Origin of the sequence: Paenibacillus sp. FSL R5-192, from assembly GCF_000517845.1 — a bacterium.
GTDB classification, from domain to species: Bacteria; Bacillota; Bacilli; order Paenibacillales; family Paenibacillaceae; genus Paenibacillus; species Paenibacillus amylolyticus.
The window spans coordinates 181,891-200,537 of sequence record NZ_ASPR01000079.1 but is presented as its reverse complement, the minus strand read 5'-3'; the positions used below and the strand labels follow the sequence as shown (position 1 = coordinate 200,537).

The following is an 18,647-nucleotide window of genomic DNA, read 5'->3' as shown; positions in this document are numbered from 1 at the left end:
CCCAGGCTTACTTATGCTTGCGACTATTTTTGACCAGCGTCATTCTTCTTGAATGTCTTAACCATGAATAATATGACTTCAGGTCCCTTAATTCAATGGTCTCCGACATACGTCCCAGAAACGTAACTACAATCATTTTGTGTAGCGGGTTGCCCGCAATATCATATTCTCCTTCAAGTTCGGAAAATTCGGCGACCACCACCAGATCCTCATCAATCAGGTAGACGTCCTGTTCATTACGGTAGTATGGTGTTATACGGTCCTGCTTCAGACACTCCCATAACCACGCCGCAATATGGTCATCATCACTACGTGCAGGCTCAATACGGTCTGCATACCGCATCTTGGCATGATGGGTAATGACGATGTCGGCCACTTTCTTGTCTCCAAGAGCCACGAAAAACGGCTCGTAGGTGCTCCAACGTTGCATCACCTTATCACGCATGGGAATCACTCTCCACCAGATAGGACTTTCTATCTATTTATTACCAAATATATTACAACATTAGTCCCGCAACCTCAAGGCGTAAGTTTAACTTTTTTTCACAATAGCCAATTTGTGTATAATTCAAGAAAAGAGCGACCCCAAAGGGTCCCTCTAGTTTCTCTTCTATATTCCGTAAAAGCTCGTTTTGTCCATCGTTTTGCTGGCATACTCGGTTTTGATCTCATTACGATACGAGCGTTCGATCTTGCGCACATAGGAAAGCCGCTTCACATTTTTCATCGTATCATCTGCCCGTTCTGCATTAACATACATGACTACATAATGCATACGGCGGGAGATATAATGCACGGTGCCATATTTTTCGAGATTACGGGCAGCTTTCAAATCACTGACCCAAATAATGAATCCTGTCCTTTCCGCAAACATCATCGTTCCCCGCCCTTCTATAATGATTACTTAACTGCAACCACATTTGCCGCCACTACCGCAGCCGCCCTTCGGATTCGGATCATTGCTCGGTACCTTAATGGTCGTTGACACTGCAAATGCAATGGTCTCTGACATCTGAAATAACATATCATCCAGGGACTTCTCTGCCTGTTTGAAGCGGATTACCGCCTCGAAATTTTCCAACTCCTGTTCCAGAGCCTTCACCTGGTCTTTTGCTGCATGATAATCCGGGTGAAAATGACCGAAACGCTGTGTTTCTTCAAACAATTCCTTCTTGGCATTCAGCTTCCGAATCCCCATCTGAATCTCAGGAGTAGTCTCGACTTGCTGCTTCCAATATAAATAATCCGATACTTCGGCAGATTGGTTAATCATGTCGCCCAGTTCATATGCGCCCGTTAACACTTGGGCCATATCGACCGTGTTCATTTCCGCTACGCTCATGAAATATTCATCCTATCTATATATAAAGTTCTACTTAACGTAGACTACCTCATCATAGCATATCCATGAATAGTTAAGAAGAGTTTTTCCTGCAATTAGAAATAGGGGGAACTCGAAAATTCGCCTTTCAACCTGATATTCACGTAAAATAGTCAGGTTATGACATCATCTGGCAGGATAAGACGCATTGTATCCCACTCTGACGGGGAGAATGTACGCCATTCCGTCTCTGATGTATTTTCACTTGAATCCAACATGCACCAACCGCTTAAAGTCCATTGTTCATGACCCTCTACCTGATGTGGAATGAGGTATTGCGTACGATTTTCCTGTTGTATCCCCAGCTTGGTCTGCCACTCAATGGCTTTGGCAGCAATCTGTCGGGCGGTTGAACTATGATATCGACGCCACTCCTTGTACCAGGTCTCCGGTATCTCCTCAAATCCCAACAGAGAGAACTTCTTCTCAATGACAGAATGATCACGCTCCAACCCATGCAGAGATGCAGGGACATCAACCAGACCTTGATTATCGGGTGTGTAGAAAGAAGAATATACACCGCTCGACATATCTTTTTCTAATAACTTCGGATCATCTGCGGAGCCTGTACTTGCCTCCATTACCTTCATACTCCGATTTACAGTCAACGGTGCAGCATCCGTCTCCTTGCCCCAATCTGCTAACGCAATACGTACATTCTCTGGTATGCCTGTCAGCGCATATTGATCCAGACACTCTATCACTTCATGTAATTCATACCCTCTGGCTAAGGCGGAAATGAATCGCTCTCTTGTCATACGGTAGATGGACATTCGATCACGCGTCACCCGTTCTGCGCATTGCTCCAGCATCCAGATCACATCAGGCCCTGCTTCGGGCGGCACCAACATTTCGAAATCAGGCTGCATGTAAAATCCACACGGCTCCGCCTCACTTACCATCTCTTGTTCTCGATATAACAGGCTATGCGGTTCGATCAGCCAACGGAATGCCAGCGCTCCCGACTGATCTTCTCCTACTTCACCATAACCCCAGCCAGCCAGTGCGTATAGCCAGCCCCTGATCCGTGGTTTCAATTCCAAATTCTCTATATGGCACCATATGTTTTTTTCTGGAGCCAACACTGCCAATTGATAACGGAAATGCTGCAACGCGGGTTCAGCTTCTCCGTATCTTTCCATACACGCTTGATATATTTCCCGATGCATCTGTCTCCACGAGAGCTGCAACCATTTTTGTAATCGATGATCTACAATCTGAATTTGGCCATCTGACTTGTGAACGAGATTCAGACTGAGCAGTAGATCGAGAAGGATAGCTACGTGGGTCGGATACAAATCCGAATGATCATATCGGATGCCCAGACCTTCAAAGTCTGTCGAAGATAACACCGTGATCACACTTAATTTTTGAACACTTTTCTTATGTATAGTGCCCTTCCCTGTCAAAGGAAGTCCTTCTCTTTCAATCCACGCGATCAGATGAAGAAGTTCCGCAGCAGTATCCGGCTTTCCTTCCTGTAATACATGAGCATGCTGTGCCATCTGTTTAACGGTTATACCCACTCTTTGTGCGTAAGCAATCGTCAATGTCTCCATCAGCGAAGCAGGAATATAGAATAATCGCTCCCCCCAACTCTTATATACAGATTCAATCCATCCTTGCTGCCTAAGGTTGGCGAATGAAGAATTGGCTTCTGCGACACTTAGTCCTTCGATGGCCCACTGTTCTCGTGGCAGGAGGGAGGAAAAAGGCTGACCGGCATGTTTGTGAAAAATTGCACCAAGCACTTTTTGTTCCACCAAAGCAAGCTTTGACCATGAATCAAGGTTCAGTACCACAGGCTCATCTATTGCTTCAAATGAAGACATATCCCAATCCCTCCTCTTTTCGCGAGTATAAATGGACTATTCGTTCTCATGAACGATGGCATATTCATATCCCTGCTCGACCAAGAACATCTGACGGTTTAATGCAAACTCCTGTTCCTTACTATCCTCTGATACCAACGCATAGAAATATGCTTTGTTTTCTCCAGCTTTTGGTCTCAGAATTCTTCCCAAACGCTGTGCCTCTTCCTGCCTTGACCCGAAACTTCCGGATATCTCAAGCGCAACAGCAGCATCAGGCAAATCCACAGCAAAATTGGCAACCTTGGATACCACAATTGTTTTAATCTCTCCACGTCGAAAAGCGGCAAACCACTTGATTCGCTCTTGCTGTGACATGTTACCCGAGATCAAAGGTGCTTCAATTTCCCGGGCAATCAACTCAAGTTGATCCAGATATTGTCCAATCACTAGCGCAGGCATATCCCGATGACGTTCCAGCAAACGCTTAACTACATGTACCTTCGCCGGATTCTCGGCAGCCAATCGAAATTGATGTTTAACCTCGGCTTGCAGATAATTTGATCTTAGTTCCGGGGAAAACGGAATACGTATCTCTTGACATTGTACATCAGCAATCCACCCTTGCTGCTCCAGTTGTTTCCACGGCATATCATAGAGCTTTGGACCAATCAACGAAAACACATCCTGTTCACAGCCATCCTCTCGAACCAAGGTGGCCGTCAATCCCAGCCTTCGCGTAGCTTGAATATCCGCAGTTGCACGAAACACTGGTGCTGGCAGCAAATGTACTTCATCATATATGATCAGCCCCCATTGCCGCTCACTGAGCAGTTTGATGTGGGTAAAATCAGCATCCTTTGATTTCCGGTGTGTAAGAATCTGATATGTAGCTACAGTCACAGGTTTCACCTGTTTTTTCTGACCGGAATACTCACCGATCTGTTCGCTGGTAATCGTGGTTTTGTCTTGAATTTCCTGAATCCACTGTCGCACAGACGTTGTATTGGACGTCAAAATAAGGCATTCACATTGAAGCCGCTCCAGCACGGCCATGCCAATGACCGTTTTTCCTGCCCCGCAAGGAAGTACGAGTAAACCGCTTCCTCCCATGCCCTCACTGCCTTCGAATGCATCCACAGCCTCTCTCTGGTAAGAACGCAGCGCAAACCGCTCAGAGTGGTCCCCCGGATCATTAGACCGCCAATCAAATGAAAGCTTGGTTCCCTCCCGATATCCTACGTAATCAAGTACGGGGTAACCCAATCGTGTTAATTCCCTTTTTAATAACCCTCGCTGTTCTCCTGGGAGCAGAAGTTCATGAGCGTCCTTACGTTCCATGCGAAAGGCAGCTATCGATTTCAATCCACTTAATTCATCCAGCAACCGCTCATCCTCACTGTAAAGACGCATTCTAGTGTGATCTGCTTCGGAATGCAGTTTTAATTTGCCATACTGATCCATGATTCTCCGAACATCCTGTATAAGTGCAGCAGGCACGTTCCAGCGGGATACCAGCTCCAAACTTGCGATGACCTGATCTGCATTCCATCCCAGCGCAGCCGCATTCCAGAGCGATAACGGAGTGATTCGGTAAGTATGGAACGCTGCCGGTGTCTTAACTAGTTCTGAATACATCCCAAGCTGCTCTCTTGCTCTTTCGAATCCGGGGTGGCCAACTTCCAGCAAAACTGTAAAATCTCGCTGAACGATACAAGCATCTGTCCTTACCATATGTTCTGTTCCTTCCATTTGGTGCCTTCCTCCTATCACAAAAAAGTCCAGTTCCGGCAGCTTCCGAAAATGAACCACTTTAAGTGCACGTTCCAAAAGTCTAGTTTTCAGTACCGAAAAGTGGACTTTTGGACAACATCTATAAAATCCACAAAAAAACATCCTGCCCATACCTCGGTATGAACAGGATGCCCAACTGCATCTAAAGTCATTCGGCTGTGTAACCCTTAGCCATAGCTATGAACAATCTAACGGCCGTCTGCATTGCGTCTTCATCAAAATCAAACATCGGATGATGATGCGGATAGATCGCATTTTTATCCGGGTTGCCTGCTCCAACAAACATAAAGCACCCTGGAACCTTCTGCAAATAATACGCAAAATCTTCCGCTGGCATCAGCATCGGGGAAGCTTGCACTCGTTCTGCCCCAAATAATTCTGTAGCTTCTCTGAAGAAACGTTCTGTCTCCTGTTCATCGTTCACCACAGGCGGATATCCCATAATATATTTCACTTGCGTCTCTGCGCCATAAGCTGCCCCTGTCTGGGCTACCATGGTAAGCACACGCTCTTTCATCCCGTTTCGGGTCTCTTCATCAAATGTTCTTACCGTACCGCTCATTTTGCATTGCTCTGCAATTACGTTCTGAGCCGAGCCCGCCTGCATTGTACCAATGGTCAGCACCGCGGGTTGCAATGGATCCACCGAACGACTGACAACGGTCTGAAGCTGCATCACAAGCGCAGAACCCGCGATAAGACTATCTATCGTGGATTGTGGCATCCCGCCATGTCCACCTTTGCCTTTGATCTCAATGTAAAAATCGTCCGCCGCCGCCATCATCGGTCCTGCCTTACTGGCAACAACACCTACAGGCAGCGGGGTCCACAGATGAATGCCATATATGACATCCACGCCTTCAAGCGCACCATCCGCAATGACCTGAACTGCACCGCCCGGCAGCAGTTCTTCTGCTGGCTGGAACAAAAAGCGAATCTCGCCTTGGATCTCCTGCTTGTGACGGCTGAAATACAATGCCGTACCGAGCAAGATCGAGATATGACCATCGTGGCCGCATGCATGCATCGCTCCTGCTTGTTGTGACGCATACTCGATATTCTTCTCATCCTGAATTGGCAGTGCGTCCATGTCAGCTCGCAGCATGACGACAGGACCCGGCTTGTCCCCACGAATAGTACCGATGACCCCGTGACCACCAACATGACGCCTCACGTCCACGCCAAAACTCTCCAACATATCCGCTACAAAAGAGGATGTCTTCTCCTCATGAAAGGAAACCTCAGGATTGCGATGAAGGTGACGCCGCCATTCCACCATGTGGATCTGCAGATCTTCCCACCATATATTATTAGTCATGTCTCTCCACCCTTTCAATCTTAAACGGGACTTATATCAAGCCCGAACCTTCCTCTTCAAACCTATTGCTGTATATTGTAGCAGAATTGGAAGAAAACCGATACGAAACGCCTTCGGAAAGCTTGCACGGGAAGGGGAAACATACTATCATGAACTAGAGAAATACTCGAGAAATTATACTCGGAAGCTTATGAGGAGGATCAAACGCTTATGATTTTTGAGAATACAGGCTTGGATGGCTTGAAGAGCGACTTGGCATACCTGGATGAGAGCGCCGAGAAAGTCGGATTTGTCCGGTGGCAATGGGAATATTACCGTGCTACATATGACTACAAAATTGAAGATGAACTAACCAACTCAGAATACTTTGTACGCATTAATACCCGCGCTGTGGAAGGCAAATTGGAAAAACCGGATACCGTTCTTGCTGTGGAAGCAGTATACCTCGGCAAAGCCACTTTCCCTCACGGCCTGGATTATGACTCTTCCGTTCCGCAACCAGTCGTGAAGCTGGCAGCCGAAAAATTACAGCAGCTTAAAGAACTGCTGGAAGCATAGGCTGGGCCAAACGATGAAACAACAAACGGCCCAAACGAAAACGAAGAGAGGCACGCCGGATTTTCAACTGCTAATCCTCACTTTATTGTTGGTGGGCTTTGGACTGGTGATGGTATTCAGCTCCAGTTCCAGCATTGCAATCGCAAGCGATAAATTTAACAATGATGCCCTTTACTTCACGAAAAAACAACTTATGTGGGCGATTATCGGTCTATTTGGTATGTTTTTTGCCATGAATATCCGCTTCAACAAGTACAAAAAGCTCTATGCACCCTTTTTCCTGCTCACTACGGTCATGCTGGTGATTGTTTTGATCTCAGGTGCAGTATTAAACGGTGCACGAAGCTGGATTCACATTTTTGGTTTCAGTCTTCAGCCTGCAGAGTTCGCAAAAATTGCTATCATTCTCTATCTCTCTGCTCTTATTACCAAAAAAGGTGAGAAATTCAGGGTTTTCAAGACAGGGTACGTTCCCGTCTTGTTCATCGTTGGATTCATCGCAGGGCTGATTATGCTGCAACCAGACTTCGGTACCACCTTCATTCTGGTGTCCACCTGTGGTCTCTTGATCTATGCCGGTGGAGCCAGTATGAAACATATCCTGGGTTCGATTCTCTTGGTTGTACTCGGTGGGGCACTGGCGTTTGGAGCGAATTCCTTGTTTTCTTCCATGTCTCCTCCCGACACAACGACTGCTACAACAGCAGTCACTGCTGAGCAGAACTACAAGATCGGACGTATTCAAGCTTTCTTGAATCCATTATCCGATATTAATGGGGGAAGTCTTAACCTCTACCGTTCCCTTGTTGCCATTGGTGATGGCGGCATGACAGGTTCGGGAATTGGACAAGGTACGATGAAGCTGCACTATTTGCCAAATGCGTATAATGACTTTATTTTCTCCGTAATTGGGGAAGAACTCGGATTCATTGGAAGTGCATTATTCCTGCTTGTTTACCTGTACTTCATCTGGCGCGGAATTATTGTCTCTCTCCGCTGTCCCGATCCATTCGGAACATTGGTCGGCATAGGTATCATGGGACTAATCGCGATTCAGGCATTTATCAACATCGGTGGTGTAACTCAAACCATTCCGGTGACGGGGGTCACGCTTCCATTTATCAGTTATGGGGGTACCTCACTCTTTGTAATGATGGTTGCCATGGGCATTCTGCTCAGTATCTCACGTACTAACAATCTGGACGTGATCAAGGAAGAGAAAACGAAGTCCGTGACTGTACAGACACAGACTCGTACCTCTCCTGCTCTTCGTTCACGGGAGTCCATTCGTCGGATTCGATAAAAAAGCAACACAAAAAAGGCTGTGCACCCAATGGATGCGCAGCCTTTTTCTGTGTACTGAATAAACTCTGTCTATCAAGATGAAGAACAGGTCAATATCGCTCTGTCCTCCATTGCGGATTGCGATTTCTACAGATCGTCGCCTTTGAAAGATACGCCTTCTACCTTTACATTGACTTCAACCACGCGTAATCCGGTCATGGTCTCTACCGCTTCTCTTACATTCTGCTGAAGCATACGGGAAACTTCATGAATCGGGGTTTCGTACAGGACGATGATGCGCAGGTCAATGGCTGCTTCCAGCTGGCCGACCTCAACGCTCACGCCTTTCTGTACGTTTTTACCGCTGAGTCGCTTCGCCCAGCCCTCTGACAATCCTCCAGACATTGCGGCAATTCCGGGTGTTTCCATTGCAGCCATTCCGGCAATTTTTGCAACCACGTCATCGGCAATCCGGATGTTTCCGCTCTCCAGTTGAAGTTGTTCTGCCATGCCACATCCTCCTTCACTTCGTTACTCGTATTTTAAATCCTTTCCACCCCAAAAAGCAAATTAAACTCAAAAAGATGCGTTTACAACCTACCACCATTTGGTTATATTGAAATATGAAAATAATCTCATAAGCGATTTACAATGCAATTCAAAACAAAATAATTTATAACCGAGGTGTTTGTTGTGAGAAACCGGATTTCATCCATTTTGCTGATTGCGTTCTTTGCACTCAGTGCCATCGCCCACTACTTGAAATGGGATTCGATTCTACAGTTCGTGATATCAGCCATTTCGGTTATTTTTGTGGCCGGTTTTTTAGGCAAAGCCACCGAAAATGTAGCCCACTACGCCGGACAGCGGCTGGGTGGATTCTTGAATGCCACCTTCGGCAATGCTGCCGAATTGATCATCGCCATTTTCCTCGTCAAAGAGGGACTCTTCGACATGGTCAAAGCTAGTCTGACAGGTTCCATCATCGGAAATCTACTGTTAGTGCTCGGGTTAAGTATTTTTGCCGGAGGACTCAAGTTCAAAATTCAGAATTATAATGTTTCCCTTGCAGGTCTGAATGGTTCCCTGATGATTGTTGCCATCATTGCCCTGTTTATTCCGGCAGTCTTTCTCAATACACATTCCATTACACAGAAAGACACCAATACACTTAGTCTCATCGTGGCCGGATTGCTCATCCTCGCGTATATTGCGTGGTTGCTATTCTCCATGGTGACACATAAGAACTACCTCGCAGACGTCACTGAGGATCGCGATGAAGAGCTACCTCATGAGCATGCTCCAGCATGGTCCAAGAAAAAATCAATTCTCTATCTGGTGCTCGCAACAGTCATGGTTGCCTTCGTCAGTGAATGGCTGGTGGGCACGCTTGAAGTCTTCACTTCGGAATTTGGACTTAGCGAACTGTTTGTCGGTGCATTCCTTGTGGCCATCATCGGTAATGCGGCCGAACACAGTGCAGCCATCATGCTTGCCATGAAAAATAAAATTGGAGCCGCCGTTGAAATTGCGGTTGGCAGCAGTTTGCAGATCGCACTCTTCGTTGCTCCTGTACTGATTTTTGTCAGCTACTTCACAGGCAGAACCATGGATATCGTATTCACAACGATTGAACTGGTCGCCATCGGCGTATCCGTATTTATTGCAAAGTCCATTACCCAAGATGGTTCAACGAATTGGTACGAAGGTTTACTCCTGCTCGTGGTATATATCATACTCGGTGTTTCCTTCTTCCTCGTGTAACCAGGCCCTCACGTAGCGATTAAAATTACAAGCCACAAGAGGCAGTCCGAATTTACATTCGGTGCTGTCTCTTTGTTTGTATACGCCTTCCGGCTGGTTGTATCCCCATCCCGTTCAGACGCACAAAAAAAGCATGCATAAACGCCTGCATGCCTTCTATTCTGACCCGCGCATTTGCAGGCTATTGCTCATTCTTTTTGTTCAAGGCTTCATATAAAATTGCCAAATTCCGCTCAAGCGCGCTAACCAGCTGCTTACCTGCACCTTCTGGAAGGAGCCCTGCACGAACAGCAAAATCAACTTCTTTGGAGAACCCATACATCTGTGTATCCAATACTTCCTCATAGAGAGGGCAGTAGCGGGTAGCCAGATTCTCCATCTGTACTTCAATAAGCTTCTGTATTTTATCTGCATCTTCTTGAAGAAGACTGATCGCTTTCAAACTCAGCTGGTCCTGCAGATCAGATGAAGTCATGCATTTTTCCCCCCTATGTCCCAAAAATCGCGTAAAGACGTTCTACCTCTAATATTAGACGAAATGAAGAGCTAATACAAGAACCTGACCAAAATAAGCCCGCAAAGTTAAGCCTTTTGTTGAAGCTTAATCCACCTGTTCCAGTCACGTCCAGACGAGTATTCAGATCATTCCATGCCAAAAAACACCCCTGCCAAAAAAGGCAAAGGTGCTTCTTGAGAGCTATTACTCAGATGCGATGCTTACATTCAGTCCATGCTTGGCAAATACTTCTGACATGGCTGCTTTCGCTTCAACTGCATCTGGACCATGAACATGCAGTTCATAGCTGTGCGTGCTGATCAGCGTTGTAAACAATCCGAGAATACTTTTTACATCGATATACTTGTTCTCCGAATGAAGCACGATTGAAGAAGTAAACTTGCCTGCTGTTTGAGCAATTTCTACTACAGCCGCGTTATTACTCGACATAGGAATCCCTCCGTCTTTTTACTATTGGTATCATCTATTAATTACCACTACATGATACCGTGAATCCGCTTTCCTAGCAACAGCAAAATCCTGTTCCTACTTCAAACGGTCCGGATTCAAGCATTCCAGCTCAGGAATGACAAAGATACCGTCTTTACGAATCAGCACATCGTCAAAATAAATCTCCCCGCCGCCATAATCCGGACGCTGGATCAATACGAGATCCCAGTGGATGGACGAGCGGTTGCCATTGTCGGTTTCTTCATACGCCTGACCTGGCGTAAAGTGTAAGCTGCCTGCGATTTTTTCATCGAACAGGATATCTTTCATCGGATGCAGAATATGAGGGTTAAATCCAATCGCGAATTCACCGATATGACGAGCACCCTCATCCGAATTCAGGATTTCATTCAGACGCTCTGTATCGTTACTTGTCGCTTCAACAATTTTGCCATCCTTGAAGGTGAACTTGATATTTTCAAAAGTCACTCCGTTATACAGGGTTGGCGAGTTATAACTAATCGTTCCGTTCACGGAATTACGCACAGGGGCACTGTACACTTCGCCATCCGGGATATTTTTTTGGCCAGAACATTTCTCTGCACCGATATCTTTAATGGAGAAGCTCAGCTCTGTTCCTGGTCCGGTGATACGAACTTTGTCCGTCCGCTTCATCAGGTTAGCAAGCGAGTCCTGCGCTTTGTCCATTTTGGCGTAATCCAGGTTACATACGTCGAAGTAGAAATCTTCGAACGCTTCTGTACTTGTATTGGCGAGTTGCGCCATACTTGCGTTAGGGTAACGCAGTACAACCCATTTCGTATGTTTGACACGTTGTTCACTATGTACCGGGTGGGAGTACAATGAATTGTACATTTTCATTTTTTCTTCCGGCACATCGGACAGATCATTCACATTTTCTCCCGCACGAATACCGATATAACAATCCATCTGTTTCATACGGTTTAGATCAATCTCTGCCCATGTTTTCATCATTTCTTCTGTGGCATTTTTCAGCATCGCACGCTGTACGGTTTTATCGGTCAACTGTACAAAGACGTTACCACCTTTTTTGCCTACCTCTTCAATAATGGCGTTAATCAGATCACGTTCCGATCCAATCATCTCAACCAAAACATTTTCACCAGGCTGTACATCTACTGAATAGCCCACCAGGTTTGTTGCAAGCTTTTGAATTCTTGGGTCTTTCATCTTGGTAAAATCCTCCTGTCATCTGCCATACTTGAATTGAACAACGGTAAATTACGATACTATTGTAGCACGCGAACAGTCATCCCGTCAGCAGGCAGTCCCTCACTTCGTTTATTGATATGACTTGAAGTTAACATCGGTGACAAGGGCTTCTTTGTTACTTTTACGGTTGTTGTCCGTGTAACTCATCTGACTTTCAGAGGATAAGCGAAGAGGCAGACTGCTCTTCCGATCTACCGTGAGATGATATACCGTCTGCACGCTCGCTTGTTTCATCATCTGTTGCATCGTTGTTTCGCCCTGTTTCCAAACTTTCTCCAGATCCTTCTCAAGCTTCTCCTTACGCGCCCCTTTCACCGTAGCTGCCTTATGCATATATTCTGCCCGAATGGCGTTCATCTCGTCGTTTAGCTGGGTTACAGCCCATGATTTGGCGTCTTCCGGTGCAAGTTCAATCCGTAATGTTCTGGTTCGACGACCGGCCCCATACTCGGATTGAATGGTTTTGTGCATCCCATCAATCTTCTCCAATTGGGCGATTGGGTTAAATCGAGAAAGAGACCCACGCAGCGGCTCATGCTGCGCTGACAATGCCGTCCATTGCCCTTGTTTCCGCTCAAAAGAGGCGCTAAACCCACTGGGCTGTCCATTATTTTTTACGGCAGTTGTTTGAATGCCTGTCCCCACAGCAGTTACTTCTCCAGGTAAGCGGGTCTGAAGGGTCAGACGATCATGATTCTCCAGCTTGCCTTCAAATTTGAACTGATTTTCAAACAGCCCACTGTTCTCCCGTCGAAGTCCTGCCTCTCCTTCAAAACTCAACGTTTCTTTTCCCGCTATCCCCGATAAAGCCAAGGAAAAAACCTCCTCAGGCGTTTGATCTCGCTGCATTAATCCACAACCCGGAACACCAATAATCACGATGCTCACAAATAACCATAATGTACGTACCGAATGGCGATTAAACATGTCTATCTTCACCCTTCCGTGAACTTTCTCCATAGATTGCCCCGCCCGTATACGCTTATACTTCTTCTATACACATCTTGATCTGCGATGCACAAAAAAAAGAGAACGACTCCGCAATTGGAATTGTTCTCTCTTAACGTGTTACTTCCTGTTCCTCTACAACGATTCTGTTCCGACCACCATTCTTGGCGCTGTACAAAGCCATATCAGCCCGATAAAACAAGGACTCTACACTGACCTTTTCATCCATCCAACTCCACTCTGCGATGCCACTGGATACCGTAACGGGCGGTCTGGTCTCTTCTGCGACTCTCTTTCGAATCACTTCCGCATAATCTAACGCCTGCCTTACACTCACCTGTGGCATATAGATCGCCAGTTCTTCTCCACCCCATCTGGCGCAGACATCCTCCGAGCGAACAGAGCTGGTGACGATCTCACTCACTTGCTTCAATACTTGATCCCCCGTCTGGTGTCCGAACGTGTCATTCACCTGTTTGAACTGATCAATATCCACCACAATGAGGGAGCCACAGAATTCATGAGCCTGTCGCTCGTGAATCACACTGTCCAGATAATGCCTCACGTACAGACCTGTCAACATATCCAGATTAGCCAAGCGCCGAACCTCGGCATGCAGCGTGGCATTTGACAGGGCAAGCCCGATATGAATAGATAACATCTGCAAGAGCCTATAGTTATCATATGAAAAGTAGTGCTCTCTACTGTGTCCCAGCAAAATGGCACCCTTCACTTCACCATTGACTCTGATCGGTGATGCAATCAGTGACATGGATCCCGTATCTTCCATGAAAAAGGAGGACACTTTATCAAATTGCGCATAATTGGCTATAATAAGCGGTTCCTCTGTTCGATAGACCAAACCTGCGATACCGTAGTCTACAGAAAAGGATTGGTGAAAAACATCTTTCACGTTAGATGACATGACTTCGAAGTCATTTGTACTGTCATTGAGTTGAAGAATGCAACACGTTTCAGCCTGGAATATTTCCTTTAACTCTTGTTCGGATAGTTGATAAATCTCCGAAAGATGCAGACTCTTGTTCAACCGCTGTGTAAGATCATTAATTAAACGAAGTTCCTGAATTAACATATTGGATTGTTCATGCAACTTGGCGTTCTCAAAGGCCGTTCCTGCAGTGTCTACCATCATCGTAATCAATTGCAAGTCCGATTCTTCCATAATCTCTTCATTCATTTCGATATGGAACACACCGTATATGCCTTGTTTGCCTTTCAGCGGAATCCCTACATCTACAATGCGGTTCTCTGCATCATGTGAGCGAGCAACGATCAGCTTACCTTCCATAAATGAACGCACACAAATATCTTCTCCTCGCTCGTGGACAAGCAACGGTTTAATCCGTGGATCAGAGTTGCTCTGATCCTGAGACATATACAATTTGATATAAGTGGCCGGGTACAAGTAATCCATACTGTCAAATACCTCATCCAATATGGCCTCGACATCCATTTTGTCATGCATTCGCTGAACAATCTGAAAGAGGATGGACCTCCGGTGTTCCTCACGAGCTGTTTGTTCATGAGCATGTAACAGGTCCGTCATAAATATGTATTCGAATCTTCGGTAAAAGCAGGTGTGATAATGCAATGCCTCAGATTGAACCACAGCTTCAGACGTTTCATATCCATTGGATTCATAGATCACAGCAGTGAATACGGCAAACATATCCTTGTTAGTTCTGGAGAATAAGGGATGTGTTATTATAAGATATTCTCCGTGTTCGCTTGTCCCTTTAAGGGACAGGGCCTGTCTCTTATCCAAACATTCCAATACCAGCCTGCGTGCATTTACGCCCGGATCAGCTTCATGATCGCTATCGAATCCTATGCAATCACCTTCCGTGTTCCACACGCTGTAAAAGGTTGATGGTCTGGCCAGCCTTGAACCCACTCTGGAGTTCCAGTCACTGTATGCCTGCTCTAGCAAGCTGCCCAAATATGAAAAATCAAAAGGTGTGATATCCATTTTTTGCATCCACAACACATGCTCTTCATGAGAACGAGGAGCGGCAAAAGATGCGGAATCGCCCGAACTTCGTGAATTCAAGCTGGCAGGTAAACTTCTTAGATGTTCTAACATGTCAGGCGCTCCTTTGCACCGTTTTTGCATCCGCCAGGATGCATTAATCTGCAGACGTTATCGCAAACCTGCAAATTCGTTGCGATAACCTTGTTACATAAAGATGATTTAAAGTTAAGATACAATCTATTTTACTCTGTTTAAACCATTTTTGCATCCATATTTCAGAAAATTGTCCCATTATTTTAGGCCCAATGACCTATCGACAAATTTAGACGTTTTTTTGCTTTTATTCTGCGCTTGACTTTGTTTCTCTTAAACTGTAATATAAATTGTTGATGAAGACTACTAATGGGTCTTTAAATTTGGGCATTACCGGTTGTGTCACCCTCATTCTTTTTGTTGCTTTCAGGACAGCGGCTGAACTTTCCTGATCGTTCTATGCGTGGCCAAGCCCGCATCAACAAATTGGAGCGCAAACAGAGCCCTAATATGAACTTTAACTAAAAAGGAGCTACTTTAAACATGGCACGTTACACTGGTCCTAAATTTAAATTGAGCCGTCGCCTCGGCATTTCCCTTAGCGGAACAGGCAAAGAATTGAAACGTCCTTTCCCTCCAGGTCAGCACGGAGCTAACCAACGCAGAAAAATCAGCAACTACGGTATGCAATTGCAAGAAAAACAAAAATTGCGTCACATGTACGGTTTGGGCGAGAAGCAATTCCGCACACTGTTCTCTAAAGCTCAAAAAATGCAAGGTATTGCCGGTGAGAACTTCATGTTCTTGCTTGAGTGCCGCCTTGACAACCTCGTTTACCGCCTTGGGTTTGCTAACTCCCGCGCTGGAGCGCGTCAGTTGGTAGCACACGGTCACGTAACTGTAAACGGTAAAAAAGTCGATATCGCTTCTTACCAAGTAAGCACTGGCGATGTAATCGGCTTGCGTGAGAAGAGCCGCGCTCTTTCTTCCATTAAAGAAGCTTTGGAAGGCCGTTCGCATCTTCCAGCATACGTTGAATACAACGAAGCAGCTGTAGAAGGTAAATTCATCCGCTTGCCTGAGCGTGCTGAATTGTCCCAAGACATCGATGAAAAACAAATCGTCGAGTTCTACAACCGTTAATCGTTGCAATCACATTAAAGTTTCAACCCAAACAGCTGTCGAGATTTTCTCGACAGCTGTTTTTCTATGCTTTTTTTTAATTATCTTCATTATAGGAACGTAAATAACGATATAAAATATAGACTCCCTTCAGGAGAAGCACACATCCATATATACATCACAAGAATGACATCGAGGGGGATTAAAACATGCATTTTTTTCGCAATCGCAAGCTCGCTGTTAAGCTTGGACTTTTACTCGGGATCGTATTACTCTGTTGTATTGGAGCCCTGATTGCATTTAATACCAAATCCATTTACGACAAAAGCCTCCAGTACGGCGAAACCGTTGCTGGACAGGCAGCAAACCGGGCTACGAATGAGTTTATGACTGACATTAATCAGGTGAAAAACACGTTGGACACCATGAGTACCACGTTATTGGATGCAGCTCAGAACGGATCACTCAACCGTGAAGAAGTCGTCAGACTCCTTGAACAATATCTGAAGAAGGACGAGAAAGTTTTTGGCTTTTATACGGGCTGGGAACCAAATGCCTTTGATGGAAACGATGCGGAGCACATCAACAAAAAAGAATATGATGATGCTACGGGTCGATTCGTTCCATACGTTATACGTGATGGCAACTCCCTGCATTTTGAGCCTATGCCTACTTATGAGGGAAGCGGTGAAACTAGTACTTACTATCAGCAGCCAAAGAAAACCAAATCCATCTATTGGTCCGAACCTGTTACCTACACGGTTGGCGGAAAAGAAACACTGCTCGTTTCGATTGTCCTCCCTCTATTAGATGAAAACAAAAATTTTCTAGGCATTGTTGGGGCCGACTTTACCATTGATCGTTTTCAGCAAAATATAGCATCACTTAATCCCGATCAGGGTTATGCCATGCTTATTACTAGTGAAGGACAGATTGCTGCACACGGCTCCAAACCGGAACTGGCTAATGAAGGAGCCGTAATTCCATCTGAGATGAAGACAGTCATTCAGCGTATACAGTCTGGCGAGTCTCAGTTTTACGCTACAGACCCTGAAGTAGGTGAAGAACTATTTATTGCCGAGCCTGCCAGGTTACAAGGAACAGATTCAAACTGGTACCTTGTATCGGCGCTGCCAAAGAGCCATATCCTTCAACCCTTCTATGACAGCTTGAACTGGTCCATACTGATTGCCGCACTGGCAGTACTTCTGCTTGCAAGTGTGGTTACCTACACCATCGTCTCCATTGTAAGGCAGTTGAATCAAGTTAATATCGTCGCTGGACAGCTGGCTGGCGGGGATTTGACACAAAAGTTACCTGTACGATCCAAAGATGAATTTGGCGTTATGGCGGGTCATATGAATCAGATGATGGATACACTGCGACATACCATATCGGTTATATCCGAACATGCTTTATCTGTCGGCTCCACCTCTCAACAGTTGACCGCAGGTGCCGAAGAAACAGGTAAAGCAGCCGAACTGATTGCATTAACAGGAGTCGAACTTGCAGATAAAGCAGGTAAACAGGTGCAGGAGCTGCAAGAGTCCTCCCGTTCCATGAATGAAATATCTGCAGGGATCGGAAGAATTGCAAAGGCCGCCTCCGATGTATCCGATTCATCGCGAACTGTGGCTGAGCGAACAACTGTTGGGACCGATAAGATTCAGTCCGCCATGCGTATGGTTGATAGCACCACCTCTTCTGTGCAGACGTCCATGACCGCACTGGAGAATTTCCGCCAACGTTCGGAAGAGATTGGCCATATTACAGGCATGATCACGGAAGTTAGCCGTCAAACCAACCTACTTGCACTTAATGCTTCCATTGAAGCATCGCGAGCAGGTGAACACGGGCGCGGGTTCGGTGTAGTTGCTTCCGAGATTCGTAATCTGGCTGAACAATCCAGAGTATCGGCAGCGCAGATTGCAGCGTTAATTCATAGTGTTCAGCAAGAGGTCCTTTCTCTCGTTGAAAATATGGAGCATGGGAATGCCGAGGTGAGCCATATAGCGGAAGTGATTAATGAGAGTGGTGAACTATTCCTCTCGATTTCATCACAGATTTCAGATGTTAATGAGCAGATTGAGCATGTCTCAGCCATTGCGCAGCAGATGTCAGCTGGATCACAACAGGTTGATGCCACGTTAGTGCAACTCAAAACCATTGGTCATGAGACAGCAGATCACGCAACTCGTGTCGCCTCTGCCTCTGAAGAACAACTCGCATCCATGGAAGAGATTACGGCGGCATCTGCCTCACTGGCTAATCTTACCCAGGAACTATTAGAGCTGATTCAACGCTTTAAAACCTAATGTAGAAGACCTCCAATACGACACATCATTCAGGTCACCCTATGCACCTCAGCATGGAGGTGGCCTGCTTATTTTGGCTTACAACTCATGAAATGTGCTTCAATATCGCATGATATATAGCATAAT

Annotated in this window: 17 protein-coding genes; 5 read left to right on the top strand and 12 right to left on the bottom strand. The window is 45.8% G+C overall.

Annotation, left to right across the window (positions count from 1 at the left end; all coding sequences use genetic code 11):
- Positions 1–7: 7 nt before the first annotated feature.
- The 6 genes from C161_RS30495 to C161_RS30470 form a co-directional block, all read right to left on the bottom strand.
- Positions 8–445 carry a hypothetical protein gene (locus C161_RS30495; protein WP_017687436.1) on the bottom strand — a complete coding sequence of 146 codons (438 nt, stop codon included), beginning with the start codon at positions 443–445 and terminating at the stop codon, positions 8–10.
- A 165-nt stretch (positions 446–610) separates the two neighbouring features.
- Positions 611–874 (bottom strand): YlbG family protein, encoded by a 264-nt coding sequence (locus C161_RS30490; RefSeq protein WP_026080981.1) that lies wholly within the window; start codon positions 872–874, stop codon positions 611–613.
- Positions 875–904: 30 nt separating this feature from the next.
- Entirely contained in the window at positions 905–1,342 is a 438-nt protein-coding gene (locus C161_RS30485; protein ID WP_036614642.1) for a YlbF family regulator, read from the bottom strand.
- A 152-nt stretch (positions 1,343–1,494) separates the two neighbouring features.
- The gene (locus C161_RS30480) at positions 1,495–3,213 is read right to left on the bottom strand and encodes a helicase-associated domain-containing protein (RefSeq protein ID WP_036674886.1); all 1,719 of its coding nucleotides are present in this window, start codon (positions 3,211–3,213) and stop codon (positions 1,495–1,497) included.
- A 36-nt stretch (positions 3,214–3,249) separates the two neighbouring features.
- Complete coding sequence (locus C161_RS30475; protein WP_084650512.1) at positions 3,250–4,944, bottom strand: DNA repair helicase XPB; 1,695 nt, start codon at positions 4,942–4,944, stop codon at positions 3,250–3,252.
- A 190-nt stretch (positions 4,945–5,134) separates the two neighbouring features.
- Positions 5,135–6,304 (bottom strand): M20 family metallopeptidase, encoded by a 1,170-nt coding sequence (locus C161_RS30470; RefSeq protein WP_036674885.1) that lies wholly within the window; start codon positions 6,302–6,304, stop codon positions 5,135–5,137.
- Positions 6,305–6,514: 210 nt separating this feature from the next.
- Here C161_RS30470 and C161_RS30465 point away from each other — a divergent pair, with 210 nt between their 5' ends.
- Positions 6,515–6,862, top strand: coding sequence for a YugN family protein (locus C161_RS30465; protein ID WP_036674884.1), 348 nt, complete (start codon positions 6,515–6,517; stop codon positions 6,860–6,862).
- A 13-nt stretch (positions 6,863–6,875) separates the two neighbouring features.
- Positions 6,876–8,165, top strand: coding sequence for a putative lipid II flippase FtsW (ftsW, locus tag C161_RS30460; protein WP_036674883.1), 1,290 nt, complete (start codon positions 6,876–6,878; stop codon positions 8,163–8,165).
- Positions 8,166–8,293: 128 nt separating this feature from the next.
- Here ftsW and C161_RS30455 read toward each other — a convergent pair whose 3' ends face one another.
- Positions 8,294–8,656, bottom strand: coding sequence for an Asp23/Gls24 family envelope stress response protein (locus C161_RS30455; RefSeq protein WP_017687428.1), 363 nt, complete (start codon positions 8,654–8,656; stop codon positions 8,294–8,296).
- Positions 8,657–8,839: 183 nt separating this feature from the next.
- Here C161_RS30455 and cax point away from each other — a divergent pair, with 183 nt between their 5' ends.
- On the top strand, positions 8,840–9,910 hold the full coding sequence (gene cax / locus C161_RS30450) for a calcium/proton exchanger (protein WP_036674882.1): 1,071 nt from the start codon (positions 8,840–8,842) through the stop codon (positions 9,908–9,910).
- A gap of 181 nt (positions 9,911–10,091) precedes the next feature.
- Here the strand turns inward: cax and C161_RS30445 are convergent, their stop codons facing one another.
- The 5 genes from C161_RS30445 to C161_RS30425 form a co-directional block, all read right to left on the bottom strand.
- Positions 10,092–10,385, bottom strand: coding sequence for a YlaN family protein (locus tag C161_RS30445; protein WP_036614657.1), 294 nt, complete (start codon positions 10,383–10,385; stop codon positions 10,092–10,094).
- A 225-nt stretch (positions 10,386–10,610) separates the two neighbouring features.
- Positions 10,611–10,856, bottom strand: coding sequence for an HPr family phosphocarrier protein (locus C161_RS30440; protein ID WP_036614658.1), 246 nt, complete (start codon positions 10,854–10,856; stop codon positions 10,611–10,613).
- A 96-nt stretch (positions 10,857–10,952) separates the two neighbouring features.
- On the bottom strand, positions 10,953–12,068 hold the full coding sequence (locus tag C161_RS30435; RefSeq protein ID WP_036614660.1) for an aminopeptidase: 1,116 nt from the start codon (positions 12,066–12,068) through the stop codon (positions 10,953–10,955).
- A 111-nt stretch (positions 12,069–12,179) separates the two neighbouring features.
- On the bottom strand, positions 12,180–13,037 hold the full coding sequence (locus C161_RS30430) for a hypothetical protein (protein WP_036614661.1): 858 nt from the start codon (positions 13,035–13,037) through the stop codon (positions 12,180–12,182).
- 133 nt (positions 13,038–13,170) lie between these two features.
- Positions 13,171–15,162: a sensor domain-containing diguanylate cyclase gene (locus C161_RS30425; RefSeq protein ID WP_036614676.1), complete on the bottom strand. Its 1,992-nt coding sequence runs from the start codon at positions 15,160–15,162 to the stop codon at positions 13,171–13,173.
- A gap of 465 nt (positions 15,163–15,627) precedes the next feature.
- Between C161_RS30425 and rpsD the strand changes: the two genes are divergently transcribed.
- On the top strand, positions 15,628–16,227 hold the full coding sequence (gene rpsD, locus C161_RS30420; protein ID WP_017687421.1) for a 30S ribosomal protein S4: 600 nt from the start codon (positions 15,628–15,630) through the stop codon (positions 16,225–16,227).
- Between the two features lie 188 nt (positions 16,228–16,415).
- Positions 16,416–18,521 (top strand): methyl-accepting chemotaxis protein, encoded by a 2,106-nt coding sequence (locus C161_RS30415; protein WP_036614678.1) that lies wholly within the window; start codon positions 16,416–16,418, stop codon positions 18,519–18,521.
- Positions 18,522–18,647 lie beyond the last annotated feature (126 nt).